Below are 23958 nucleotides of genomic sequence, written 5' to 3'. Positions count from 1 at the left end.
CGTTTGATGATCCAAAATCGTTAAACCAAGTGCCGGAGTTCGGAGATTTCAAGAATAATGGAATCCCGCTCGACGACACTGGTATGTTCTACCAGATCGAATTGCCATCGGCCATGCGCTTTCGTAATCTCGCTCTGGTAATCCCGGCCTTTATGGAAGAAAGCCCGGCATTTCTCATTCTTCCGCATCCAGGGCAGCGAGAACTCCAGCAACTTGTCGAGATCCGCAAGCGCACGACCAGAAATGGCATCGCAATCTCCGACCTCGCTGTATACATCTTCGATCCGCACGGCATGGACAGAACCTCGTGCACCTGTTTCCCGCAACGCAAGCCGCAAGAATGACGCCTTCTTGTTATTACTCTCCACGAGATGCACCCAGCCGTCCTTCTGTTCCGCGAGGAGGATGGCCGTGATGATACCAGGGAAGCCGCCGCCACTTCCGAGATCCACCCAGACTTTCGCATCGGAACTCAACTGAAATATCTGAGCGCTATCGACGATATGCCGATCCCAGGCATCGGCCAAAGTCGATGGTGCGACGAGATTGATCGTCTTTGCCCACTTCTGGAACAGCTGAAGAAAATGCTCAAGGCGAGACTGTGTTTCACGTGAAACACTTTGACCGTTCAGGTTCATTCGATGACTCTTTCCGCGTGTATCAGATCGCGCGCGCCATGTCGGCTCGCCGGAGGTGGACAAGCAAGAGCGATATCGCCGCCGGCGTCATACCATCGACTCTCGCCGCCTGAGCGATGTTGAACGGCTGCGCGCGCTTCAGTTTCTGCTTTAGCTCGTTGGACAGGCCTGAGAGCACCGAATAGTCGAAGTCTGCCGGTATCGTTCGGTCTTCGTCACGCTTTATGTCCGCAATATCAACGGCTTGCCGCTTCATATACACCGCGTATGACGCCTCGATATCCATCGCCTCGGCCACCTTGGCGGACAATGACCGAAGTTCCGGCCAGATCGAAGCGAGCTTCTCAGTGTCATGATCCGGATAGGACAGCAGCTCATAGGCCGTACGGCGCTGTCCATCCTGATTCAGCATCAGCCCGGCTTTGCGAGCCTCGTTCGGTGTTGTCTCCAACGACTGAAGCAGCCTCCGGGCTTCGTCGAGCTCGCTCTTATACGCCTCAAAGCGAACTGATCGCGCCGTCGCTACGCAGCCAATTTCCTGTCCCAGAGGCGTCAACCGGACGTCGGCATTGTCCGCTCTCAGCGACAGCCGGTACTCCGCTCGCGATGTAAACATGCGATAAGGCTCTGCAACACCGCGCGATGTCAGATCATCAATCATCACGCCAATGTAGGAATTGGTCCGGCTGAGGTAGATCGGATCGCTGCCGCCAGCCAGGCGCGCAGCATTCAGCCCCGCCACCAACCCTTGGGCAGCGGCCTCCTCGTAACCCGTCGTACCGTTGATCTGTCCCGCCAGGAAAAGCCCCGATAGTTTCTTGACTTCCAGAGACGGTGTCAACTCGCGAGGATCGACGTGGTCATACTCGATGGCATAACCCGGCTGCAGGATCGTCACGGCCTCTAGACCTGGGATCGTACGGATAAACTGATCCTGTATATCGGCGGGCAGAGAAGTCGAAATCCCATTCGGATAAACCGTATGATTATCGAGGCCTTCAGGCTCGAGAAAAATCTGATGCCCGTCGCGTTCACCAAACTTGACGATCTTATCTTCAATTGACGGGCAGTAGCGCGGGCCGACACCCTCGATCTGCCCGGAATACATCGCAGACTTGCCAATGTTCTCACTGATGATCCGATGCGTCGCCTCGGTCGTACGGGTTACGCCGCAATCGACTTGTGTATTGGTAATTTTGTCGGTCATGAACGAGAACGGCGTCAACTCGTCATCGGCTCCCTGGCGGCCGACACTCGCCCAATCGATGGTGCGGCTATCCAGACGCGCTGGCGTTCCGGTCTTCAAACGCCCAAGCGAAATGCCAAGACGCTGAAGCGTGCCTGACAGGCCCATAGACGGATCCTCGCCGACGCGGCCGGCGGGAATCTTCGTATCGCCAATATGGATCAATCCCCGAAGAAAAGTTCCGGTCGTCAGAACAACCGCACTGCATGAAAGAATTCGGCTATCTTTCATGATGACACCGGTAACGGATCCGCCCGCGGTCGTCAGATCGAACGCGTCGCCTTCGATGATATCGAGATTGTCGATCGCTTCGATTTCCCGCAGCATCGCTTCGCGGTAAAGCTTGCGATCAGCCTGTGTACGGGGGCCGCGGACGGCTGGACCCTTCTTGCGATTGAGCATGCGGAACTGGATACCCGCTGCATCGGCGACCCGGCCCATCAGCCCGTCAAGCGCGTCAACCTCGCGAACAAGGTGTCCCTTACCAAGGCCGCCGATCGCGGGGTTGCAGGACATCACCCCGATCGTATCACGCCGATGGGTGACGAGCGCCGTCTTAGCACCCAGACGCGCAGCGGCGCTTGCCGCCTCTGTTCCGGCATGACCGCCGCCTATGATAATGACATCGTATTTCATGAGCCAAACCAAGTTTGTTTCAGACGTTTCACGTGAAACTCACGCAAGTAACATCCGTCCGGTGTTTCACGTGAATCATTTCCCAATACAAAATTCGGAGAAGATCACGTCAAGCAGGTTTTCCACATCCACGCGGCCGGTGATGCGGCCAAGGGCATTTGCCGCGATCCGCAACTCTTCAGCCCTCAAATCGAGATCAACAGCGCCATCCATACGAAGAGATCGCTCAATCGCCGACAAACATTCCGCCAGCGAATCCTTATGGCGGAGCCTGCTCGGCAACGAGAAACTATCTGGCCGGACCATCTTTTCAATCCGGCGGCCAATCATCGACCGAAGCTCGTGAAGCCCGGCACCGGTCTGAGCGGAGATTGAAAGATCAAGCTCGTTCCTAGCCGGCGCCAGGTCTGCCTTCGTCCCCACGGTCAAGACGCGCGGATCAGCAGGTGTCGAAACCGCGGCACCAACAGATAGGTCATGCAGATACAGCACCAGATCGGCCTCGGCAACCATGTTCTCGGCGCGGCGAATGCCCTCACGCTCGACGAGCTCGTCTGTCTCTCTCAATCCCGCCGTATCATAGAGCTTCACAAGATAGCCGCCGATATCGAGATCGATTTGCAGCACGTCCCGCGTCGTGCCCGCGACATCCGTGACGATTGCCAGATCGCGCTGTGCCAGCGCATTCATCAAAGACGATTTTCCGGCGTTCGGCGCGCCGGCGATGACGACCTTAAAACCATCCCGGATGATTTCACCGGCTGCTGCATCCGAGAGATGTGTTTCAACCGCAGCTCTGAGAACGGCAACTTCTGCCCAGACCTGGTCGGAGACCGACCCTGGTACATCATCCTCATCAGCAAAATCCAACTCCGCTTCGATCAGTGCACGGCACCGCGTCAATCGTTCCGCCCACGAATCGTATAGAGTGGACAGGTGACCGGAGCTGTGCTCAACGGCCAGACGGCGCTGCATCTCGGTCTCCGCCGCGATAAGATCGGCTAGTCCCTCGACTTCGACGAGATCCAGCTTTCCATTCTCAAAAGCCCGGCGCGAGAACTCTCCCTCGACCGCCATGCGCGTCGCCGGGAATTCGCCAAGTCTTGATAGGAGACGCTGCACAACGGCCCGGCCGCCGTGAACCTGAAGCTCAGCGCAGTCTTCGCCGGTGAAAGAGGCCGGGGAGGCGAAGAATAGTATCAGGCCCGAATCGATCGGTAGACCGTTCCGGTCACGAATCGTTCGAAGACTTGCTAATCTCGGAGCGGGGATACTGCCGATCAGATCCTCAAGGATGGCGGATGTGGCAGGGCCGCTGATGCGGATGACCGCAACACCGGACGGCAATCCGCCACTCGACAGCGCGTAGATCGTCTCTCCTGGCATTTCCCAAATCGCCTCTTTCTCTACAAATGACAAAGCCGGCCGCTATTCGCGACCGGCTTGCTAGATGAATCCGGCTAAAGACTATGTATTCATCGAGTCGAAGAAATCCGGATTGTTCTTCGTCTGCTTCAACTTGTCGATCAGGAATTCGATCGCATCGGTGGTTCCCATCGGTGCAAGGATACGGCGCAGAACGAAGATCTTCTGCAGATCCTGGCGCGGCACCAGCAGGTCTTCCTTGCGCGTGCCGGACTTGAGGATATCCATCGCCGGGAAGATGCGCTTGTCAGCGACCTTGCGGTCAAGCACGATTTCCGAGTTGCCGGTACCCTTGAATTCTTCGAAGATGACTTCGTCCATACGGCTGCCGGTGTCGATCAGCGCGGTCGCGATGATCGTCAGCGATCCGCCTTCTTCGATATTGCGCGCAGCACCGAAGAAACGTTTAGGGCGCTGCAGGGCGTTGGCGTCGACACCACCGGTCAGAACCTTGCCCGAAGACGGAACGACGGTGTTGTAGGCGCGGCCGAGGCGGGTGATCGAATCGAGCAGGATGACGACGTCACGGCCATGCTCGACAAGGCGCTTGGCCTTCTCGATGACCATTTCGGCAACCTGGACGTGGCGGACCGCCGGCTCGTCGAAAGTCGAGGAAACGACTTCGCCCTTCACCGAGCGCTGCATATCCGTCACTTCTTCCGGACGTTCATCGATGAGGAGAACAATCAGATAGCATTCAGGATGGTTTGCGGTGATCGAATGCGCGATGTTCTGCAGCAGAACCGTCTTACCGGTGCGCGGCGGAGCGACGATCAGACCACGCTGGCCCTTGCCGAGCGGAGCCACAAGATCGATGACGCGCGAAGAGAGATCCTTCGACGTCGGGATGTCGAGCTCCATACGGAAGCGCTCGTTCGGATAAAGCGGCGTCAGGTTGTCGAAGTGAACCTTGTGACGGATCTTTTCCGGGTCGTCGAAATTGATCGTGTTGACCTTGAGCAGCGCGAAGTAACGCTCGCCTTCCTTCGGTCCACGGATCGGGCCCTCGACGGTATCGCCGGTCTTCAGCGAGAAGCGGCGGATCTGCGAGGGGGAAATGTAGATATCGTCAGGACCAGGCAAATAGTTGGCGTTTGCAGAACGCAAGAAACCAAAACCGTCCTGCAGAACTTCGACGACGCCTTCGCCGATGATTTCAACGTCCTGGCTGGCAAGAACCTTCAGGATCGCAAACATCAATTCCTGTTTGCGCATTGTACTTGCATTTTCGACCTCGAGCGATTCGGCAAAGGCCAGAAGATCGGTCGGGGATTTACTCTTAAGTTCCTGAAGCTTCATTTCAGCCATGAAGTGACCATTACTCTATATTTCAAAGGGGGAAGGCTATGTCGGGACGTATTCGGTCTCGCGAAAGGCTCGCAGACGACTGAACTCAAAACACATGCCACGAAGATGAGATGCGCGGAAAATAGCGACTAAGATAAGGCGCCGCAAGGGGGCTGCTTAAAATGAAGCAAATTTAACCTGAGACCGCCACAGCCCCTAAAAAGGCTTCACCACCACCAGGATAACGATCAGGATCATCAGCGCCGTCGGCGCCTCGTTCATGAACCGCCAGTAGCGCGCCGAACGCCTGTTCCGGTCGGCTGCGAAGTCCCGGACAGCCCGGCTGAAGAACATGTGCACGCCCGTCAAGAGAACGACGAGGCCGATCTTCGCATGCAGCCAGCCGCCCTGAAAACCATAGACCGACCACGCGAGATAGAGCCCGAAAATCCAGGTCAGCATCATTGCCGGGTTCATGATGATCTTCAGCAGCCGGCGCTCCATCACCTTGAAGGTCTCGGACTGAGCGGAGCCCGGCTCCGCGTCCGTGTGATAGATGAAAAGCCGGGGCATATAGAACAGTCCCGCCATCCAGGAAATCACAGCGATGATGTGAAGAGCCTTGATCCAGAGATAAAGGTTCTCCGGGTTCCAGGCGAAAAGCCCAACTGCCAGAAGCGCAAAGAAGATCAACGCGAAATGAGCGCGGCGCCGCGCATAGGCGCCTGGCCGGGCGTCGGTCTGCTTCTCCATCCTCAGCCTCGCGATCCGCGCACGCGCTCGACAAGCAGCCGCACGTTCTCGGGGTCAGCCTGCGGCGTGATGCCATGACCGAGATTGAAGATCAGCGGCCCGTTCCCGAGCTTATCGAGAATTTCATCGATCCCTTCCTCCAGAGCTTTGCCGCCGGCAACGACGCGCATCGGATCGAGATTACCCTGGACGGGACCATCCTTCTGCAGCTCCTGGGCAAAGGCAAGCGGCACCGACCAGTCGAGCCCGATCGCATCAGCGCCGGTCTTTTGCCGGTAATCCTTAAGCTGATAACCGGCGCCCTTCGCAAATGCGATGATCTTGGCTTTTGGCCGCTGGGATCGGATCGAGGCAATCATCCGCGCGACCGGACGGATCGCGTAGGCCGCGAATTCCTTCTCTCCGAGAACACCAGCCCAGGAGTCGAAGATCTGAACGGCATCGGCACCAGCATCGATCTGCGCCACCAGATAATCCGCCGAGACGTCGGCCAACAGCATCAGTAGACGCTCGAAGGCTTTCGGATGCTTGTAGGCGAACAGCCGGGCAGGGGCCTGATCTGGTGTGCCCTTGCCGGCAATCATATAGGTCGCAACCGTCCAGGGAGCTCCACAGAAGCCGAGCAGTGTCGTTTCGGTGGGAAGCTCGGCGCGCAGGCGTCTGACGGTCTCCATGACCGGCTGCAAATAGGAAACGATGTCCTCATCGCTGAGATTGGCGATACCAGCTTCGTCGATCGGATCCATCTCCGGTCCATGCCCCTCGGTAAAGCGAACGTTGCGCTTCATAGCATCGGGAATGACGAGAATATCCGAGAACAGGATTGCGGCATCGAAGGCGTAGCGCCGGATCGGCTGCAACGTCACTTCGACGGCATGCCGGGGAGAATAACAGAGGTCGAGGAAACTTCCGGCGGTCTGGCGCGTTTGTCTGTATTCCGGCAGGTACCGTCCTGCCTGTCTCATAAGCCAGACTGGCGGAGGGGTGAGAGTTTCACCGTCGAGAACTCTCAGAATTTTCCGGCGCGTTTCGCTCAAGCGCTTCTTCCCTATAAAAAAACAAAGATATTTTAAAAGGTTTCTATTTCTTAGAGTCGGTGACTATCAAGGATTAAAATCCATCCACTGAAGATACGATTTGTCGCGTGTCGCTCGCTGGCGCAGGACAAATTTGCCCGGCTTCGCCAGTTTCTGTTGAAAGTTTTGAATCACGAAGGGATTCCAATTGCTTCTAAGGACCCGCTGATTGGCCCAATCTGTGGATAAGCTGTGAGCATCAGATGGGCAGAGAAGAGCTGTCCACAAAGTCCACAAGCCGGCCTGAGCCGTCTCCTGAGAATCCGTATTGTGGAAAACTGGGCATGTTTTCCCTTGCCTCGGACCCTCCGGCTCCCGTAGCTCTTGGTCATCCAGTCTTTTCAACAGGTGGCGGAAAATAACGTGGAGAACCGGACGAACTTCTTCCATCTGCATCTGATATCTGACTCAACGGGAGAGACTCTGATCTCGGCGGGCCGGGCGGCATCGGCGCAGTTCAAGTCCTCGCAGGCGATCGAGCATGTTTATCCGCTGATCAGAAACCGTCGGCAGCTGCTGCCCGTTCTTGACGCAATCGACGGCGAGCCCGGGATCGTCCTTTACACAATTGTCGACCGCGAACTTGCGACCCTGATCGACGAACGATGCGCGGAGATGGGTGTTGCCTCTGTGAATGTGCTGGAGCCGGTCATGGCGGCATTCCAGATCTATCTCGGCGCTCCCTCGCGCCGCCGGGTTGGCGCGCAACATGTCATGAACGCCGGCTATTTCGCGCGTATCGAAGCCTTGAACTTCACCATGGACCATGACGACGGCCAGATGCCGGATGATTATAATGACGCCGACGTCGTCATCGTCGGCATCAGCCGGACATCGAAAACGCCAACCAGCATCTATCTCGCCAATCGCGGGATCAAGACTGCCAATATCCCCATTGTCTACGGCGTGCCGCTGCCCGAGGCGATCTTCTCGGCGACCAAGCCGCTCATCGTCTGTCTGATCGCGACGACCGATCGCATTTCCCAGGTGCGGGAAAACCGTGTGCTCGGAGCGACTGCTGGTTTCGACCGCGGCGAATATATTGACCGAGCGGCGATTTCGGAGGAGCTGAAATATGCCCGCTCGCTCTGCGCCAAACACAATTGGCCGATCATCGACGTGACACGCCGCTCGATCGAGGAGACGGCAGCGGCGATCGTTGCCCTGCGGCCAAAGCTGCGCTAAGCGCATCATCACCAGTGAACCGATCGCGAGAACCAATGACATCGCCGCTGATCCTTGCTTCTTCCAGCCCCTTTCGCCGAACGTTGATGCTGAACGCCGGTCTGGCATTTGACGCCCACGCCGCCAGCATTGACGAGCGGGCGATCGAAGCGCCACTTGAGAAGAATGGCGCCTCTCCGGATGAGGTGGCCCTCGTGCTTGCGCGGGCCAAGGCGGAGGACGTAAGCAGGCGATTTCCGGATGCCCTGGTGATCGGCTCCGACCAGACCATGTCGCTTGGCGACCGGGTGTTTCACAAGCCAGCGGATATGAAACAAGCCGCGGCCCATCTTGCGGCGCTCAGCGGCAAGACCCATCGCCTCAACAGCGCAATTGCTCTCTACAGCGGCGGCACTGCACTTTGGGATCATGTCGCGCATGCGTCTTTGACCGTCCGTCAGTTGTCGCCGCTATTTATCGAACGGCATCTTCAGCGCGTCGGAACCAAGGCCCTGTCGAGCGTCGGCGCCTATCAGCTGGAAGGCGAGGGCATCCAGCTGTTCGAGAAAATCGACGGCGATTATTTCACGATCATCGGCCTGCCCATGGTGCCGCTGCTCGCCAAACTGAGGGAACTGGGGGCGATCGATGGATGATTCACGTGAAACATTTGGTCCCAAGGCTTTCGTCACCGGCTTCCCCGTCAAGCATTCGCGCTCGCCCCTCATCCATGGCTACTGGCTGAAGACGCTCGGTCTGCCGGGCAGCTACCGCGCCCATGAAGTAGCACCGGCGGATTTCCCCGGCTTCATTGCCAGCTTGAAAGATGGAAGCTCCGGTTTCACCGGCGGCAATGTCACGATCCCGCATAAGGAACTGGCCTATCAACTTGCCGACTGTCCGGATGCGCTTTCCGAAGAGTTGGGAGCGTCGAACACCCTCTGGATCGAAGGTGGCAAGTTGCACGCCACCAACACAGACGGTCGCGGCTTCACCGCCAATCTCGATGAACGCCATCCGGGCTGGGACCAAACCGGCACGGCCGTCATCTTCGGTGCCGGGGGCGCAAGCCGCGCTGTCATCCAGGCGGTGCGCGATCGCGGGTTGAAGAACATTCACGTCGTCAATCGCACGCTCAGCCGGGCGCAGGAGTTGGCCGATCGCTTCGGTGCCCAGGTTCGAGCCCATGCGCCGGAGGCGCTAAACGAAGTGATGTCCGGCGCCGGACTTTTCATCAACACCACGTCGCTCGGCATGGATGGTGAGGCAGCACCTCAAATGGACTTCTCGCCGCTCGCTTCAGGCGCAGTCGTGACCGATATCGTCTATGTGCCGCTGCGGACACCGATGCTCATCCAGGCAGAACAGCAGGGCTTCGCAACGGTCGATGGGCTCGGCATGCTCTTGCATCAGGCCGTACCGGGTTTCGCAAAGTGGTTCGGCAGAACGCCCGATGTCGACGCCGACCTTCGTACGCTCATCGTCGCCGACATGGAAAAGCATTGATGTTGCGGATCGGCCTGACGGGCTCCATTGGAATGGGAAAATCGACGACGGCAAAGCTCTTTGCCGCCGCCGGTATTCCCGTCAACGATGCTGATGCCGTCGTGCACGACCTGTATGCCGGAGAGGCAGTAGCCGCGGTCGAAGCCGAATTTCCTGGAACATCGAAGGAAGGCGCCGTCGATCGCGCCGAACTGGCCCGGCAACTCGCTCTGCGCCCTGATGGCTTCAAGGCACTGGAAGCGATCGTTCATCCGCTCGTGCGCCAGCGCGAAGCCGCATTTCTGGCCAATCAGCAAGCTGCGGGTCAGAGCATCGTATTGCTGGATATTCCCCTGCTGTTCGAAACCGGCGCGGAAAATCGCGCCGATGTGATTGCTGTCGTCAGCTGCGATCCACAGATTCAGAAGGCGAGGGTGCTTGCGCGCCCGGGCATGACGGAAGACAAATTCAAGATGATTCTCTCGCGGCAGATGCCCGATGCCGAAAAGCGCCGGCGCGCCGATTATGTGATCGACACCGGTCACGGCATCGAAATGGCGCAGCAGCGGGTCAGCGAGATCATTGCCGATCTTCAAAGCAGGATCGCCAAAGGAGAGTTCCGGAATGCGTGAGATCATCTTCGATACGGAAACCACCGGCCTCGACAATCGCCTGGACCGGATCATCGAAATCGGCGGTATCGAGCTCTTCAATCATTTCCCGACGGGCCGGACGATCCATATCTACATGAATCCCGGTGACCAGAAGGTCCATCCGGACGCGCTCGCCGTTCACGGCATCACCGACGAATTCCTCAAGGACAAGAAGGGCTTTGCCGACGTCGTCGAGGAGATCATCGAATTTTTCGGCGATGCGAAGTGGATCGCTCACAATGCCACCTTCGATATGGGTTTCGTGAACGCCGAGCTCGCCCGCATCGGCAGGCCGCCAATCCTGCCGGAACGGGTGATCGATACCCTCTCGCTTGCGCGGCGCAAGCATCCGATGGGCCCGAATTCGCTCGACGCTCTTTGCCGTCGTTATGGTATCGACAACTCGCATCGCACCAAGCACGGCGCCTTGCTCGACTCTGAACTGCTGGCCGAAGTCTATATCGAGATGATCGGCGGCCGGCAGACGGCACTGGGGCTCGGCGTTGCGGCAGCGACTGGATCCGAAAACACCGACGATGAAACAGATGACGTCGTCCTGGCAGTGCTGGAAAGGCCGCGCCCGCTGGAGAGCCGACTGAGCGAGACCGAGGCCGCGTCGCACGACGCGCTGATCGCCAAGCTCGGGACCAAGGGCATCTGGTCGAAATACGATCGCCCAAACTAAAAATGCCCGGCTTCTGACCGGGCATTTCGAATTTCATCAGCACAAATCAGATCAGTTCGTCTGAACCTTGGCGCGGGTCTGCTCTTCGGCAACGCGCTGGGCGAACATCTGCGCGAAATCGATCGGGTCGATCATCAGCGGCGGGAAGCCGCCGTTGCGTGTCACGTCGGCAATGATCTGGCGGGCAAACGGGAAGAGCATGCGCGGGCACTCAATGAAGAGAACCGGCAGCATGTGTTCCTGCGGGAAGCCCGCGATGCGGAAGACGCCGCCATAGACCAGTTCGGTGTGGAATACCGTCTTGTCACCATCCTTGGCTTCCGCGTTCAGCGACAGAACGACGTCGAAATCAGTGTCGGACAGCGGGTTGGCGTTGACGTTGACGCTGATATTGATAGCCGGCGCGGTGTCGCGAGCCTGCAGCGAACGCGGTGCGCCCGGGTTTTCGAAGGAGAGATCCTTCGTGTACTGAGCGAGAATGGTGAGGCTCGGGCTTACTGCACCGGCGCCGTTGTTTTCATCAGCCATTGGATTTTCCTCGAAGGGGCATTTTGATGGTGCCGCCATCTACCATTTCGCGGAAAGGCTTACAACCCTGAGCAAATTCAGCGTTCAGTCGCCAAGCCGCTTGCCCGACCAGGGAGAATTCGGGTCGGGTTGCCGCTTGAAATCGTCCTCGTCGAGATCGACAACCTTGCCTCCGGCAGGGCCGCGGGGACGAAAATCACCACCCGATCCTGCTGACGCGGTAAAGCTACTGGTTCTGCCGACGACGACGAAACGGCGGCTGACATATTTCCAGGCCAGATCGCGCACAGCCGGAATGCAGATCAGAAGAGCGATGATATCGGAGATGAAGCCCGGGATGACGAAAAGCAGTCCGGCAATGACAAGCATCGCAGGCTTCAAAAGTTCGCGGCCCGGAGCAACGCCGTTCCGGCCTTCGGCGGACATGCGCTGCAGGATGCCGAGGCCGTGGCGGCGCAGCATCGACATGCCGACGACCACGCCAAGAACCACCAGTCCAAGCGTTGCCAGAACACCGATCGCCTTGCCGACAATCACGAAGCTCGCGATTTCCGCCAGGGGCAAAAGCAGCATGAAACCGGGAAGCATCGTCAATCGCATCGCTTTCAACCCGCAAGCTCGCGGGCTCCTATTTGAATCATCTGTCTATGCGGACTATATGGGAGTAGAAATTTGGGATGTTAACTGCAATCGCGGGACAATATGAGTTCAAACGACTTCATCACGTTATTTTTCCTGGTAGCGGCAGTGCTGATTTTTTTCCAGCTCCGCAGTGTTCTTGGCCGTCGCACCGGAAATGAAAAGCCGCCGCGTGATCTCTACACGCCCCGTGATGCAGCCGGCCAGGAGCCAGCCGATGCCGGAAAGGTCGTGACCCTTCCGCGCCGCGACGGCAATGGCGAGGAAGAAGATCGCTTTGCCGCCATCGATGCCTTCGCTCCGGCAGGCACGCCGCTCAACGAAGCGCTGCGCGCCATGAACAAGGCCGATCCGTCGTTCACGCCGAAGGAATTCCTGAATGGCGCCAAGATGGCCTACGAGATGATCGTCATGGCTTTTGCCGACGGTGATCGCAAAACCCTCAAGAACCTGCTGTCCCCTGAAGTCTACGATGGCTTCGATGCGGCGATCGCCGATCGCGAAGCGAAGGGCGAAAAGGTCAAATCGACCTTTGTCGGCATCGACAAGGCCGAGATCACCAATGCCGAAGTCAAGGGCAGCGAAGCGCAAATGACATTGCGGATCTCCAGCCAGCTGATTTCGGCCACCTATGACAAGGATGAAAAGCTGATCGATGGCAACGCAGAGGATGTTGCCGAAGTCAACGACATCTGGACCTTCGCCCGCGACACCCGTTCGCGCGACCCCAACTGGAAACTCGTGGCAACCGAATCGGAACATGAGTGACGGTCTGGCAGATTTCACGCTGCACCCCATCAGCTTCGATGAATTGAAGGGCTGGAAGGATGATGATCCTTCCAGCCTTTTTGAAGTCATGGAAGCATGTCGCCGGCAGATCTCCGGCGTAAAGCCTTACCGAACCGGTTCGCTAGGCCTGACCGCCGAGGACCTTATGCCGCTTCTTGAGAAGGCGCGGGATGCCGGCGTTTCAAACGCGATGCAGGCGCGCCGCTTCTTCGAACAGAACTCCCGCCCGTTTCTGATCAGGAAGAGTGACGGGATGCCGGGCTTCGTGACGGCGTTCTACGAGCCGGAAATCGCCGTTTCGGCCAAGCCGGATGACGTCTATCGTTTTCCATTCTATCGGCGCCCCGATGATTTGATCGATCTCGACGATACGAACAGGCCAGCCGGGCTTGATCCCTATTACGCGTTCGGCCTGTCGTCGAAGGGCTCGATCAGCGCTCATCCGGACCGGCGGGCAGTCGATCAGGGCATTCTCTCCGGGCGCGGTCTGGAGATCGCCTGGGCGAAATCGAAGGTCGATGTCTTCTTCGTCCACGTCCAGGGTGCGGCTCGCTTGCGGTATGCCGATGGTACGATGGGCCGCATCACCTATGCCGCCAAAGCCGGACACCCATTTTCGGCGATCGGCAAGCTTCTCATCGACCGGGGCGAGATCGATCGCAACCAGATCTCCATGCAAGCGATCCGCGCATGGCTTGCCGCTCATCCGGACCAGGTTGACGAGGTTCTCTGGCATAACAGATCCTACATCTTCTTCCGCGAGGCAGAGCCAGCCGCGGCAACGAGCGGCCCGATTGCCGCCGCCAAGGTTCCGCTCCTTGCCGGCCGTTCGCTCGCAGTCGATCGCCTGATCCACACATTCGGCTTCCCGTTCTTCGTCCACTCGGAAAGCCTTACCCATCTGGATGGCGGACGCGGCTTCGCGCGATTGATGCTGGCGCTCGATACCGGCTCGGCGATCGTTGGACCCGCACGCGGCGATATTTTCACCGGCTCCGGAGACGATGCCGGTGAACAGGCCGGAACGGTCAGAAATGATGCGGATTTCGCCATCCTGATACCCAATGAAGCCGCGGGGCGTTTCCTCTGATGGCTAGGGATCGCAAGCTCAGCACCGACGAGCGCATTCTTTGGGGCAGGGTGGCACGCAGCACCCGCCCGATGGCGGGCAAGACCGGCGAACTGACCGAACTCGATGCCTTCCTGGCTGCCGCCGAGGCGGAAATCGAAGCGACCGAAAAGCAGCGCATGACGACGGCGCCTGTAACGCCTCCGGTCCAGCAACCCGCCGCCAAGCCGTCCTCCGGTCAGCACCATCCACTCGAGCGCCCGGTTAAGCGTAAGATCGCCAAGGGACGCCTGGCGCTGGAAGCCCGCATAGACCTGCATGGACTGGTGCAAAGCGAAGCCCATGTCATCCTTCTCGATTTTCTGATCCGTGCCCATGAGCGCGGCATGCGGCATGTGCTGGTCATCACCGGCAAGGGAAGCTCGCTCGGCAGCGAAGGCGCACTGAAGCGCGCCGTGCCGTTGTGGTTCTCGAAGCCTGAGTTCCGCTATCTGATCTCGTCCTACGAATCTGCGGCGCAGCATCATGGCGGCGAGGGCGCTCTCTACATCCGTCTCGCCCGCCGGGCGGGAGATCGCTCATGACGACGCCCTTCGGCGAGGCTGTCCGCAAGCTGCGATCCCGCAAGGGCGTTTCGCAGAAGCAGATGGCGGCAGCGCTGAATGTGTCGCCTGCCTATCTATCGGCGCTGGAGCACGGAAAACGCGGCCTGCCGACCTTCGACCTGCTGCAGCGGATCGCCGGCTATTTCAACATCATCTGGGATGAAGCGGAAGAACTCTTCCTCCTGGCGCGCTCTTCCGACCCGCGTGTTGTCATCGATACGTCAGGTTTGCCGCCCGAATACACGGCCTTTGCAAACCGTTTGGCGGGTCAGATCCGCAGCCTTGACGCGCCCGTCTTGGTGGAGCTCAACGCGGTGTTGGAAAAAGGCGGAAAAGCGGACGGAAAACCGTCATAATCCCCTGTTTAATGCCGGATTTCAGGGCTCCGGCATTGGGATTGGCGCGCAAAAACCCTATATTCCGGAATGAGAAACGCCGGTGATTCGCAAGGTCATCCAGGCCGTTACAACAGGGAAATTCAAAGACAGTATGACCGATACACCCGCGACGGAAAACGGCGTTAGCACCGAGTATGGCGCAGATTCCATCAAGGTCCTGAAGGGCCTCGATGCGGTGCGCAAGCGCCCGGGCATGTATATCGGCGACACCGACGATGGTTCCGGCCTTCACCACATGGTCTACGAAGTCGTCGACAACGCGATCGACGAGGCGCTGGCCGGGCATGCCGACATCGTCACCGTGACGCTCAATGCCGATGGCTCCGTCACCGTTACCGACAATGGACGCGGCATCCCGACGGACATTCACACCGGCGAGGGTATCTCTGCAGCCGAAGTGATCATGACCCAGCTGCATGCCGGCGGTAAATTCGACCAGAATTCCTACAAGGTCTCGGGCGGCCTACATGGCGTCGGCGTTTCGGTCGTCAATGCGCTCTCCGTCTGGCTCAAGCTGCGCATCCGCCGTCAGGGCAAGCTGCATGAAATGAGCTTCACCCATGGCGTTGCCGATGCGCCGCTGAAGGTGATCGGCGATGCCAGCGAAACCGGTACCGAAGTCAGCTTCATGCCGAGTGGTGAGACCTTCACCATGACGGAATTCGATTATGGCACGCTGGAACACCGTCTCCGGGAGCTCGCCTTCCTGAACTCCGGCGTTCGCATCCTGCTCACCGACAAGCGCCATTCCGATATTCGCCAGGAAGAGCTTCTTTACGATGGCGGCCTCGAAGCATTCGTCGCGTATCTCGATCGTGCCAAGAAGCCGCTGGTCGACAAGCCCGTTGCCATTCGCAGCGAGAAGGACGGGATTACCGTCGAAGTCGCCATGTGGTGGAACGATAGCTATCACGAGAACGTGCTGTGCTTTACCAACAACATTCCGCAGCGTGATGGCGGCACCCACATGGCCGGCTTCCGCGCTGCCCTGACCCGCCAGATAACCTCTTATGCCGATAGCTCGGGCATCACCAAGAAGGAAAAGGTCTCGCTGACCGGTGATGACTGCCGCGAAGGCCTGACGGCGGTTCTGTCGGTGAAGGTTCCCGATCCGAAATTCTCATCGCAGACGAAAGACAAGCTGGTTTCCTCGGAAGTCCGCCCTGTCGTCGAAAACCTTGTCAGCGAAGCGCTCAGCACCTGGCTCGAAGAGCATCCCGCGGACGCCAAAATCCTGGTCGGCAAAGTGGTGGAAGCCGCTGCCGCCCGCGAAGCGGCCCGCAAGGCCCGCGAACTGACGCGCCGCAAGGGCGCGCTCGATATCGCATCGCTGCCCGGCAAACTCGCTGACTGCTCCGAGCGTGATCCGTCGAAATCCGAAGTCTTCCTCGTCGAGGGTGATTCGGCAGGCGGTTCGGCAAAACAGGGACGTTCGCGCGAGAATCAGGCAATCCTGCCGCTGCGCGGCAAGATCCTGAACGTCGAGCGCGCACGTTTCGACAAGATGCTATCCTCGGCGGAAATCGGTACGCTGATCACCGCACTCGGCACCGGCATCGGCAAGGATGAGTTCAACGTCGAAAAGCTGCGCTACCACAAGATCATCATCATGACGGACGCTGACGTCGACGGCGCCCATATCCGTACATTGCTGCTCACCTTCTTCTTCCGACAGATGCCTGAGCTGATCGAGCGCGGCCATCTCTATATCGCCCAGCCGCCGCTCTATAAGGTCGCGCGCGGCAAGTCGGTCCAGTACGTCAAGAACGAGAGTGCACTGGAAGACTACCTGATCGGCCAGGGTCTCGAAGACGCTGCGCTGAAGCTTGCAAGCGGTGAGGTCCGCGTCGGCCAGGACGTGCGCGAAGTCATTCAGGACGCTTTGCGCCTGCGCACGCTGCTCGACAATCTTCATTCGCGCTATAATCGCGCGGTTGTCGAACAGGCAGCGATCGCCGGCGCGTTGAATGCCGAAGCCGTCAGCGATCGTAGCCGTGCCGAAGGGCTGGCTGCCGAAGTCGCCAGGCGTCTCGATATCATCGCCGAAGAAACCGAACGCGGCTGGGAAGGCGGACTGACGAGCGAAGGCGGTCTCCGTCTCGAGCGCATGGTCCGCGGCGTCAAGGAAGTTGTCGTTCTCGACATGGCGCTGATCGGCTCGCAGGATGCCCGCCTTATCGACCAGCTGTCGGCGCGCCTCAAGGAAATCTACGACGTCCCGCCAAAGCTTTCGCGCCGCGACGGCGAAGTCGAACTTGCCGGGCCTCGCGCCCTTCTCGAGACGATCTTCGCCAGCGGCCGCAAGGGGCTGACGATGCAGCGCTACAAGGGTCTCGGGGAAATGAATGCCGAGCAGCTCTGGGAAACGACGCTCGATCCGAACGTCCGCTCGCTGCTGCAGGTCAAGGTCAACGATGCGACCGATGCCGATGGATTGTTTGCCCGTCTGATGGGCGATGAAGTCGAGCCGCGCCGCGAGTTCATCCAGGAAAATGCGCTCAGCGTCGCAAACCTCGATATCTAATTGATATCAAAGAAAAAGGCCGCGCAGCGAGAGCTGCGCGGCCTTTTTTGTTTTGGTTTAGTTGGCGACAAATTTGCCGTTGAAGGCAACTTCTGCCAGCGGCTTGCGCTGGCTTGGAAACTCGCGTGCCTGGTTACGCTCCGAAAGCACGCTTTTGTCCGCAAGGCGGCCAAGCGCGATGCCGGCTTCGACGCGGTAGCCTTCGGGGATAGCAAACGTCGTCATGATCTCGTCGTGCTTGATGCCGCCCATGCCGTGGGCATAGAAGCCGGAGAAGCGTGCCTGCATGGCAAAATGGCCCCATGCGGCACCGGCGTCGAAGGAATGCGTGTAGCTTTTCTTGCCCTCTGAAAAATCACCGCTGAAGCCGCGCGAAACCACGAAAAGCAGGGCTGAGGCGTTCTTGGCCCATTCCTGGTTGGCTTCAGCAAGCAATCCAAGCGCGGTTTCGAAATGCTCGGAACCCTTCAGCGCATAGATGAAGCGCCAGGGCTGCTGGTTGGCAGAGGAGGGCGCCCAATGCGCGGCGTCGAGGATCGTAAGGAGCTGCTCTTCGCTGATGGTTTCGCCGGTGAAAGCGCGCGGCGACCAGCGGTCGAGAAACATGGCTTCGATGGGAAATTGGGATTCGCGGCTATTGCTTGTGGTCATGGGGGGGCTCCGGTCCATTCTGCCTATGGTCATATTTCCCGGCCCCCTCACTTGGCAAGCGCCGGTTTCGCGATCGCATGACAGTCTGTTTCCAAAAACAGGGCCTCCCAGCCATGCGAACACGCGGTATCTATTCGCTTCGCGCGATGACGAAGGAGCCGGTGATGCTGGTGAATGGAAAATGGACCGAGGATTGGCAGCCGGTACAGGCGACAGATGCCAAAGGCGGCTTTGTGCGCCAGACATCCAGCTTCCGCAATTGGGTCACACCGGATGGATCGGCAGGTCCGACAGGCGAGGCGGGTTTCAAGGCCGAGGCCGGCCGCTACCATCTCTATGTCGCCTATATCTGCCCCTGGGCATCCCGCACATTGATCGGACGGACTTTGAAGGGCCTCGACGACGTCATCAGTGTTTCCATCGTCGAGCCGGCGCTCTCGAAGCAGGGCTGGCGTTTTGGTGACTATCCGGGAGCGACCAGAGATACCGTCAACAGCGCGACCTATATGCATGAGATCTATACGAAAGTTGACCCGGATTTCACCGGCCGGGCAACCGTCCCTGTACTTTGGGACAAGCAGCAGCAGACGATCGTCAACAACGAATCGGCTGATATTCTGCGTATGCTCAACAGCGGATTCGGCGATCTCGCGAACAGTGCGATCGACCTTTATCCGGATAACAAGCGTTCGGAGATCGATAGCTTCAATGAGCATATCTATTTGCGGCTGAACAACGGTGTCTATCGCGCCGGGTTTGCAACGACGCAAATCGCCTATGACGAAGCTTTTGCCGATGTCTTTGCCTGCCTCGATTGGGTCGAGCCGCAATTGCAGGGACGGGCCTTCCTCTTTGCCGATCATCCGACCGAGGCCGACATCCGTCTCTTCGTGACCCTGGTGCGTTTCGATCCCGCTTACCACGGCCTCTTCAAGTGCAACCTGCGCCGTGTCGCAGACTATCCCAATCTCAAGGCATTCTGCCGCCGTATGCTGGATTGGCCGGGCATCGCTGCCACTGTCAACATCGATCACATCAAGCGTGGCTATTATTCGATCGAGAAACTCAACCCGACCGGGATTATGCCGGCAGGCCCAGATTTGTCGGAGATTTTTTAAAGCCGCGTACCGCTTCGGGGAAAACCCGTAATGACATGGTTGGACAACTGGTCCATAGCTCTTTGCGAATTCTTTTCGATGAGGAGGACATCCCATGAAACTGATGCGTGTAGGCCAAGCGGGTAGCGAGAAGCCGGCGATTCTTGATGCAGACGGCAAGATCCGGGATCTTTCCGCCCATGTTTCCGATATTGGTGGTGCTGCGATTTCTCCCGAAGGGCTGAAGAAGATCGCGGCGCTCGACCCGAAAAGTCTGCCGGAAATTGCGCCGGGCCGTATCGGCGCCTGTGTCGCCGGCACCGGCAAGTTCATCTGCATCGGCCTGAATTTCTCGGACCATGCCGCCGAAACCGGCGCCACTGTGCCTCCCGAGCCGATCATCTTCATGAAGGCGACCTCCGCCATCATCGGTCCTGATGACAATGTCGTCATTCCGCGCGGCTCGGAAAAGACCGATTGGGAAGTCGAACTCGGCGTCGTCATCGGCAAGACCGCGAAATACGTCTCGGAAGCCGAAGCGCTTGATTATGTTGCCGGTTATTGCGTTTCCGACGACGTCTCCGAACGGGCCTTCCAGACCGAGCGCTCCGGCCAGTGGACCAAGGGCAAGTCCTGCGACACCTTCGGCCCGATCGGCCCCTGGCTGGTCACCAAGGATGAGATTCCCGATCCGCAGAATCTCGGCATGTGGCTGACCGTCAATGGCGAGAAGATGCAGGACGGCTCGTCGAAGACCATGGTCTATGGTGTCGCCTTTCTCGTTTCCTATCTCAGCCAGTTCATGTCGCTGCATCCCGGCGATGTGATTTCGACGGGCACGCCGCCCGGCGTCGGCATGGGCCAGAAGCCGCCGCGTTATCTCAAGCCCGGCGATGTGGTGGAGCTCGGCATCGAAGGTCTCGGCACCCAGAAGCAGACTTTCGTCGCCGATATCTGACCGAACCGGGTCTCTTAACGATTGAAGAGCATGATGATGCCGGGGATGTGATGCCCCGGCATTTCTTTTGCGGTGCGCACACCTATGTTGCTATGCAACAAAAGCCTGCTAATCTGCGTTGAAGTGCCAGCAGAGATAATGGAAAGAAATGTGTGCCAGCCCCCAAGGCGCCGTCTTTTCCGGTAAAGAAAGGTGGCGCATCTCATGTTTTATCAGCTCTACGAACTGAATCACGCTGCAATGGCGCCGTTTCGCGCTGCCGCCGATGTGATGCGGATGGCCTATGCCAATCCGCTCAATCCCTGGTCCCAGACCCCGTTCGGCCGCACGATCGCTGCCAGTCTCGAAATGTTCGAGCGCACCACGCGCCGCTATGGCAAGCCGGAATTCGGCCTCCCCGAAACCGTTGTCGATGGCAAGAAGGTCAAAGTCCGCGAAGAGATCGTCTGGTCGAGGCCGTTCTGCAATCTGCTGCACTTCTCGCGCAATCTGCCCGCCGATCATCGCGATCCGCGAATCCTGATCGTCGCGCCGATGTCCGGCCACTATGCGACGCTGCTGCGCGGCACAGTCGAAGCTCTTCTGCCAAGCGCTGATGTTTACATCACTGATTGGATCGATGCCCGCATGGTGCCTATGACCGACGGCACGTTCGATTTCGACGACTATGTCGACTACGTCATCGAGATGCTGCATTTCCTCGGTCCCGACACGCATGTCGTTGCCGTCTGTCAGCCCTCGGTACCGGTGCTTGCCGCCGCTGCCGTCATGGAGGAAGCAAATGATCCGCTCTCTCCGGCGTCGATGACGCTGATGGGCGGCCCGATCGATACGCGCATCAACCCAACGGCCGTCAACAAGCTTGCGAAAGACAAGCCGCTGGAATGGTTTGCCGACAACGTGATCATGAATGTTCCGTGGCCGCAGCCGGGTTTCATGCGTCCCGTCTATCCGGGCTTCCTGCAGCTCTCCGGCTTCATGTCGATGAACCTTGACCGGCACCTTGTGGCGCACAAGGAGTTCTTCATGCATCTGGTGAAGAACGACGGCGAGCCTGAAAAGCACCGTGATTTCTATGACGAATATCTGGCGGTCATGGATTTGACGGCGGAATTCTACCTGCAGACCGTCGATCAGGTGTTCATCAAGCACGCGCTGCCGAAGGGTGAACTGGTGCATCGCGGCAAGCTTGTCGATCCCAAGGCGATCCGCAACGTCGCATTGCTCACCGTCGAAGGCGAAAACGACGACATATCGGGCGTCGGGCAGACGCATGCCGCGCAGACGATCTGTACGAACATTCCAGACAGCATGCGCATGCATTATCTGCAGCCGGATGTCGGCCATTACGGCGTGTTCAACGGCTCGCGTTTCCGCAAGGAGATCGCCCCGCGGATCGTCAATTTCGTACGCGAGCATGCGCGCTCGTCGAAACCCGCCGTCAAACGCGTGATCAAGGGCGGCAAATCGGGCTAGTTAGCGATTGCTGATTTAATCCTTGTCATTCAAGGCATTGTCCGATTTCGCGGGCAATCGTCTTGAAGGGCCGGGGAGCGGTAACCACATCGATTTCCAGCATTCGGTATTCTGCCGGGTGCAGAAAGCGAGGATACCGCACGATGAACCAGTCAGCATTGCTTCGCCCGGATTGGACTCCGGCTACCATTGCCCTGATGGTGCTGGGCTTCGTGGTCTTCTGGCCTCTCGGCCTGGCCATGCTTGCCTATATCATCTTCGGCGAACGCCTTCGCGGCTTCAAGCGCGATGCCAACAACGCTGCCGATGGCTTCTTTGCCAGCTGCCGCCGTTCGACGAATGGCCGCCACCGCCCGCATTCCTCGACAGGCAACGTCGCCTTCGATGACTGGCGGAAAGCCGAGATCGACCGCATCGAGGAAGAGCGCCGCAAGCTCGACGAGATGCGCGAAGAGTTCGACAACTACATGCGCGAGCTCCGCCGCGCCAAGGACCAGGACGAATTCGACCGCTTCATGCGCGATCGCAAGAACGCCAAGCGCGACGACAACGGCCCGGTCGCTGAATACCAAACGCCTTGAAGGCTTTGGTGAAGAACGAGCGAACCGGCATCATCGATGCCGGTTTTTCTTTGTCTGGAATTGCCCGAATCGTATAGAAAAGCACCATGTTTCCGCTTCTTTCCAAGCCGCGGCGCCCGTCCGTCCGAAAGCCTGCTCCGCCGGAGACGCGGACGCTTGATGTCGCCGGCCGATTGATGCCGCTGACGATCAAGCAGCATGATCGCGCCACGCGGATCACGCTGCGGATCGAACCCGGTGGCCGGGCGCTGAAGATGACGGTGCCGCGCGGGCTCGCCCAGCGCGAGGTCAACGCCTTCCTCGACCGCCATCAGGGCTGGCTGCTGACCAAGCTCGCCAAGTTTTCACAGGATACCGGGCTTCAGGATGGTGGCGAGATCCTGCTTCGCGGCATCCGCCACCGCATCAGACTTACCGGCAGCCTGCGCGGCCTTACGGAAGCGGTCATCGTCGATGGCGATCATATCCTCAGGGTCAGCGGAATGCCGGAGCATCTCGGCCGGCGGGTCGCCACCTTCCTGAAGAAGGAAGCCCGCGCCGATCTCGAACGCCTGGCGCATTTCCACGCCAGGTCGATCAAGGCGCCCATCAAGTCAATCTCGATGAAGGATACCCGCAGCCGCTGGGGATCCTGCTCTTCCGAGGGAAATCTAAGCTTTTCCTGGCGCATCGTCATGGCGCCGCCTTCGGTGATCGACTACCTCGCCGCCCATGAAGTGGCCCATCTCAAGGAGATGAACCACGGCCCGCGCTTCTGGGCGTTGTGCGAGAAGCTCTGCCCCGATATGGACGAGGCCAAGGGCTGGCTGAAGCGCCACGGAAGCCTGCTTCACGCCATCAGTTTCGACTGAGCGGAAACCGCGTGAAATTAAGCCTCCATCGCAAATTGGCTCGACTCTTTTGCCTTTTCGTGTCACTTCGCTGCCATGAAACCGGACATCAAAATCTGTGGTCTGAAGACGGCCGAGACGATCGATCGCGCGCTGAAGCGCGGCGCGACCCATATCGGCTTCATCTTCTTCGAAAAAAGCCCGCGCTATATCGAGCCTGACGTCGCTGGAAGGCTGGCGGACGCGGTGCGCGGCAAGGCCAAGATCGTGGCCGTCACGGTTAACCCAACAAACGACGATCTCGATGAAATCGTTGCACTTTTGCGCCCCGATATCATTCAGCTTCATGGCGATGAAAGCCCGGAACGCGTTTTGACCATAAAGGCCGTTTACGGTCTTCCTGTCATGAAGGCTTTCTCGGTGCGCACCTCCGACGATCTGAAGCGGGTCGAGGCCTATATCGGTATCGCTGATCGCTTCCTCTTCGATGCGAAGCCGCCGAAAGGCTCCGAATTGCCCGGCGGAAACGGGGTTTCGTTCGATTGGAGCCTGCTCGACTGGCTTGACGGCAGCGTCGATTACATGCTTTCCGGTGGACTGAACAAGGACAACATTGCCGACGCGCTGATCATCACCAAAGCGCCAGGCATCGACGTTTCCTCCGGTGTCGAGAGTGCACCGGGTGCGAAAAGCGTCGCGATGATCGATGAATTTTTCGATGCGGTCGAGAAGGCGTATCAGCCTGAAACCGCTTCAGGGAGTTAA

Annotated in this window: 25 protein-coding genes; 16 read left to right on the top strand and 9 right to left on the bottom strand. The window is 58.7% G+C overall.

From position 1 onward, the window contains the following. Window positions 1-20: 20 nt before the first annotated feature. The 6 genes from rsmG to hemE all read right to left on the bottom strand — a co-directional run bounded on the left by rsmG (window position 21) and on the right by hemE (window position 7022). On the bottom strand, window positions 21-638 hold the full coding sequence (rsmG, locus tag AC1DIJ_RS07825) for a 16S rRNA (guanine(527)-N(7))-methyltransferase RsmG (RefSeq protein WP_112385996.1): 618 nt from the start codon (window positions 636-638) through the stop codon (window positions 21-23). A 22-nt stretch (window positions 639-660) separates the two neighbouring features. Continuing rightward, window positions 661-2520, bottom strand: a complete 1860-nt coding sequence (gene mnmG, locus AC1DIJ_RS07820) for a tRNA uridine-5-carboxymethylaminomethyl(34) synthesis enzyme MnmG (protein ID WP_112385997.1) — start codon at window positions 2518-2520, stop codon at window positions 661-663. Between the two features lie 75 nt (window positions 2521-2595). Continuing rightward, window positions 2596-3906 carry a tRNA uridine-5-carboxymethylaminomethyl(34) synthesis GTPase MnmE gene (gene mnmE / locus AC1DIJ_RS07815; RefSeq protein ID WP_112385998.1) on the bottom strand — a complete coding sequence of 437 codons (1311 nt, stop codon included), beginning with the start codon at window positions 3904-3906 and terminating at the stop codon, window positions 2596-2598. 81 nt (window positions 3907-3987) lie between these two features. Further along, window positions 3988-5253 carry a transcription termination factor Rho gene (gene rho, locus AC1DIJ_RS07810; protein WP_112385999.1) on the bottom strand — a complete coding sequence of 422 codons (1266 nt, stop codon included), beginning with the start codon at window positions 5251-5253 and terminating at the stop codon, window positions 3988-3990. Window positions 5254-5448: 195 nt separating this feature from the next. Then, the gene (gene hemJ, locus AC1DIJ_RS07805; protein ID WP_112386000.1) at window positions 5449-5985 is read right to left on the bottom strand and encodes a protoporphyrinogen oxidase HemJ; all 537 of its coding nucleotides are present in this window, start codon (window positions 5983-5985) and stop codon (window positions 5449-5451) included. 2 nt (window positions 5986-5987) lie between these two features. Beyond that, the gene (gene hemE, locus AC1DIJ_RS07800) at window positions 5988-7022 is read right to left on the bottom strand and encodes a uroporphyrinogen decarboxylase (RefSeq protein WP_112386001.1); all 1035 of its coding nucleotides are present in this window, start codon (window positions 7020-7022) and stop codon (window positions 5988-5990) included. Between the two features lie 402 nt (window positions 7023-7424). Here hemE and AC1DIJ_RS07795 point away from each other — a divergent pair, with 402 nt between their 5' ends. From AC1DIJ_RS07795 to dnaQ, 5 genes are read left to right on the top strand one after another with little or no spacing between them, the layout of a single operon-like run. Continuing rightward, the gene (locus AC1DIJ_RS07795; protein ID WP_112386002.1) at window positions 7425-8246 is read left to right on the top strand and encodes a pyruvate, water dikinase regulatory protein; all 822 of its coding nucleotides are present in this window, start codon (window positions 7425-7427) and stop codon (window positions 8244-8246) included. Window positions 8247-8281: 35 nt separating this feature from the next. Then, on the top strand, window positions 8282-8881 hold the full coding sequence (locus AC1DIJ_RS07790) for a Maf-like protein (RefSeq protein ID WP_112386003.1): 600 nt from the start codon (window positions 8282-8284) through the stop codon (window positions 8879-8881). After that, on the top strand, window positions 8874-9731 hold the full coding sequence (locus AC1DIJ_RS07785; protein ID WP_112386004.1) for a shikimate dehydrogenase: 858 nt from the start codon (window positions 8874-8876) through the stop codon (window positions 9729-9731). The genes AC1DIJ_RS07790 and AC1DIJ_RS07785 overlap by 8 nt, the downstream gene beginning before the upstream one ends. Then, window positions 9731-10342, top strand: coding sequence for a dephospho-CoA kinase (gene coaE / locus AC1DIJ_RS07780; protein WP_112386005.1), 612 nt, complete (start codon window positions 9731-9733; stop codon window positions 10340-10342). The genes AC1DIJ_RS07785 and coaE overlap by 1 nt, the downstream gene beginning before the upstream one ends. After that, window positions 10335-11048, top strand: a complete 714-nt coding sequence (gene dnaQ, locus AC1DIJ_RS07775; protein WP_112386006.1) for a DNA polymerase III subunit epsilon — start codon at window positions 10335-10337, stop codon at window positions 11046-11048. The genes coaE and dnaQ overlap by 8 nt, the downstream gene beginning before the upstream one ends. 51 nt (window positions 11049-11099) lie before the next feature. Here the strand turns inward: dnaQ and secB are convergent, their stop codons facing one another. Together secB and AC1DIJ_RS07765 are read right to left on the bottom strand one after the other, a co-directional pair. Next, entirely contained in the window at window positions 11100-11576 is a 477-nt protein-coding gene (gene secB, locus AC1DIJ_RS07770) for a protein-export chaperone SecB (RefSeq protein ID WP_112386007.1), read from the bottom strand. A gap of 84 nt (window positions 11577-11660) precedes the next feature. Beyond that, window positions 11661-12176 (bottom strand): FxsA family protein, encoded by a 516-nt coding sequence (locus tag AC1DIJ_RS07765; protein WP_112386008.1) that lies wholly within the window; start codon window positions 12174-12176, stop codon window positions 11661-11663. A 102-nt stretch (window positions 12177-12278) separates the two neighbouring features. On the opposite strand from AC1DIJ_RS07765, the gene AC1DIJ_RS07760 reads away from it, so the two are divergent. The 5 genes from AC1DIJ_RS07760 (at window position 12279) to gyrB (ending at window position 17600) form a co-directional block, all read left to right on the top strand. Beyond that, the gene (locus tag AC1DIJ_RS07760; protein ID WP_112386009.1) at window positions 12279-12983 is read left to right on the top strand and encodes a Tim44/TimA family putative adaptor protein; all 705 of its coding nucleotides are present in this window, start codon (window positions 12279-12281) and stop codon (window positions 12981-12983) included. Continuing rightward, window positions 12976-14094, top strand: coding sequence for a murein transglycosylase A (mltA, locus tag AC1DIJ_RS07755; protein WP_112386010.1), 1119 nt, complete (start codon window positions 12976-12978; stop codon window positions 14092-14094). The genes AC1DIJ_RS07760 and mltA overlap by 8 nt, the downstream gene beginning before the upstream one ends. Further along, entirely contained in the window at window positions 14094-14657 is a 564-nt protein-coding gene (locus AC1DIJ_RS07750; RefSeq protein ID WP_112386011.1) for a Smr/MutS family protein, read from the top strand. Before mltA ends, AC1DIJ_RS07750 begins: the two co-directional genes overlap by 1 nt. After that, window positions 14654-15034, top strand: a complete 381-nt coding sequence (locus tag AC1DIJ_RS07745; protein WP_112386012.1) for a helix-turn-helix domain-containing protein — start codon at window positions 14654-14656, stop codon at window positions 15032-15034. The genes AC1DIJ_RS07750 and AC1DIJ_RS07745 overlap by 4 nt, the downstream gene beginning before the upstream one ends. 133 nt (window positions 15035-15167) lie before the next feature. Beyond that, a complete protein-coding gene (gene gyrB / locus AC1DIJ_RS07740) occupies window positions 15168-17600 on the top strand; it encodes a DNA topoisomerase (ATP-hydrolyzing) subunit B (protein ID WP_112386073.1) in 2433 nt (810 codons plus the stop codon). 57 nt (window positions 17601-17657) lie between these two features. Here gyrB and AC1DIJ_RS07735 read toward each other — a convergent pair whose 3' ends face one another. Further along, the gene (locus AC1DIJ_RS07735; RefSeq protein ID WP_112386013.1) at window positions 17658-18251 is read right to left on the bottom strand and encodes a nitroreductase family protein; all 594 of its coding nucleotides are present in this window, start codon (window positions 18249-18251) and stop codon (window positions 17658-17660) included. Between the two features lie 164 nt (window positions 18252-18415). On the opposite strand from AC1DIJ_RS07735, the gene AC1DIJ_RS07730 reads away from it, so the two are divergent. The 6 genes from AC1DIJ_RS07730 to AC1DIJ_RS07705 all read left to right on the top strand — a co-directional run bounded on the left by AC1DIJ_RS07730 (window position 18416) and on the right by AC1DIJ_RS07705 (window position 23958). After that, window positions 18416-19369 carry a glutathione S-transferase family protein gene (locus AC1DIJ_RS07730; protein WP_112386074.1) on the top strand — a complete coding sequence of 318 codons (954 nt, stop codon included), beginning with the start codon at window positions 18416-18418 and terminating at the stop codon, window positions 19367-19369. Window positions 19370-19463: 94 nt separating this feature from the next. Next, the gene (locus AC1DIJ_RS07725) at window positions 19464-20306 is read left to right on the top strand and encodes a fumarylacetoacetate hydrolase family protein (RefSeq protein WP_112386014.1); all 843 of its coding nucleotides are present in this window, start codon (window positions 19464-19466) and stop codon (window positions 20304-20306) included. A 204-nt stretch (window positions 20307-20510) separates the two neighbouring features. Next, window positions 20511-21782: a polyhydroxyalkanoate depolymerase gene (locus AC1DIJ_RS07720; protein ID WP_112386015.1), complete on the top strand. Its 1272-nt coding sequence runs from the start codon at window positions 20511-20513 to the stop codon at window positions 21780-21782. A gap of 143 nt (window positions 21783-21925) precedes the next feature. Continuing rightward, window positions 21926-22363 carry a DUF2852 domain-containing protein gene (locus AC1DIJ_RS07715; protein ID WP_112386016.1) on the top strand — a complete coding sequence of 146 codons (438 nt, stop codon included), beginning with the start codon at window positions 21926-21928 and terminating at the stop codon, window positions 22361-22363. A gap of 86 nt (window positions 22364-22449) precedes the next feature. Beyond that, window positions 22450-23214: a M48 family metallopeptidase gene (locus AC1DIJ_RS07710; protein WP_112386017.1), complete on the top strand. Its 765-nt coding sequence runs from the start codon at window positions 22450-22452 to the stop codon at window positions 23212-23214. Window positions 23215-23289: 75 nt separating this feature from the next. Continuing rightward, on the top strand, window positions 23290-23958 hold the full coding sequence (locus AC1DIJ_RS07705; protein ID WP_112386018.1) for a phosphoribosylanthranilate isomerase: 669 nt from the start codon (window positions 23290-23292) through the stop codon (window positions 23956-23958).

The organism is Rhizobium sp. 10N427 (assembly GCF_056394605.1).
Note: the sequence above shows the minus strand (reverse complement) of the source record. Positions and strands in the feature narration are given on the sequence as shown.

Coding starts and splice junctions, on each gene's coding strand:
- rsmG (WP_112385996.1), bottom strand. CDS start 638: ATGAACCTGAACGGTCAAAGTGTTTCACGTGAAACACAGTCTCGCCTT.
- mnmG (WP_112385997.1), bottom strand. CDS start 2,520: ATGAAATACGATGTCATTATCATAGGCGGCGGTCATGCCGGAACAGAG.
- mnmE (WP_112385998.1), bottom strand. CDS start 3,906: ATGCCAGGAGAGACGATCTACGCGCTGTCGAGTGGCGGATTGCCGTCC.
- rho (WP_112385999.1), bottom strand. CDS start 5,253: ATGGCTGAAATGAAGCTTCAGGAACTTAAGAGTAAATCCCCGACCGAT.
- hemJ (WP_112386000.1), bottom strand. CDS start 5,985: ATGGAGAAGCAGACCGACGCCCGGCCAGGCGCCTATGCGCGGCGCCGC.
- AC1DIJ_RS07790 (WP_112386003.1), top strand. CDS start 8,282: ATGACATCGCCGCTGATCCTTGCTTCTTCCAGCCCCTTTCGCCGAACG.
- AC1DIJ_RS07785 (WP_112386004.1), top strand. CDS start 8,874: ATGGATGATTCACGTGAAACATTTGGTCCCAAGGCTTTCGTCACCGGC.
- coaE (WP_112386005.1), top strand. CDS start 9,731: ATGTTGCGGATCGGCCTGACGGGCTCCATTGGAATGGGAAAATCGACG.
- dnaQ (WP_112386006.1), top strand. CDS start 10,335: ATGCGTGAGATCATCTTCGATACGGAAACCACCGGCCTCGACAATCGC.
- secB (WP_112386007.1), bottom strand. CDS start 11,576: ATGGCTGATGAAAACAACGGCGCCGGTGCAGTAAGCCCGAGCCTCACC.
- AC1DIJ_RS07765 (WP_112386008.1), bottom strand. CDS start 12,176: ATGCGATTGACGATGCTTCCCGGTTTCATGCTGCTTTTGCCCCTGGCG.
- AC1DIJ_RS07760 (WP_112386009.1), top strand. CDS start 12,279: ATGAGTTCAAACGACTTCATCACGTTATTTTTCCTGGTAGCGGCAGTG.
- mltA (WP_112386010.1), top strand. CDS start 12,976: ATGAGTGACGGTCTGGCAGATTTCACGCTGCACCCCATCAGCTTCGAT.
- AC1DIJ_RS07750 (WP_112386011.1), top strand. CDS start 14,094: ATGGCTAGGGATCGCAAGCTCAGCACCGACGAGCGCATTCTTTGGGGC.
- AC1DIJ_RS07745 (WP_112386012.1), top strand. CDS start 14,654: ATGACGACGCCCTTCGGCGAGGCTGTCCGCAAGCTGCGATCCCGCAAG.
- gyrB (WP_112386073.1), top strand. CDS start 15,168: ATGACCGATACACCCGCGACGGAAAACGGCGTTAGCACCGAGTATGGC.
- AC1DIJ_RS07735 (WP_112386013.1), bottom strand. CDS start 18,251: ATGACCACAAGCAATAGCCGCGAATCCCAATTTCCCATCGAAGCCATG.
- AC1DIJ_RS07730 (WP_112386074.1), top strand. CDS start 18,416: ATGCTGGTGAATGGAAAATGGACCGAGGATTGGCAGCCGGTACAGGCG.
- AC1DIJ_RS07725 (WP_112386014.1), top strand. CDS start 19,464: ATGAAACTGATGCGTGTAGGCCAAGCGGGTAGCGAGAAGCCGGCGATT.
- AC1DIJ_RS07720 (WP_112386015.1), top strand. CDS start 20,511: ATGTTTTATCAGCTCTACGAACTGAATCACGCTGCAATGGCGCCGTTT.
- AC1DIJ_RS07715 (WP_112386016.1), top strand. CDS start 21,926: ATGAACCAGTCAGCATTGCTTCGCCCGGATTGGACTCCGGCTACCATT.
- AC1DIJ_RS07710 (WP_112386017.1), top strand. CDS start 22,450: ATGTTTCCGCTTCTTTCCAAGCCGCGGCGCCCGTCCGTCCGAAAGCCT.
- AC1DIJ_RS07705 (WP_112386018.1), top strand. CDS start 23,290: ATGAAACCGGACATCAAAATCTGTGGTCTGAAGACGGCCGAGACGATC.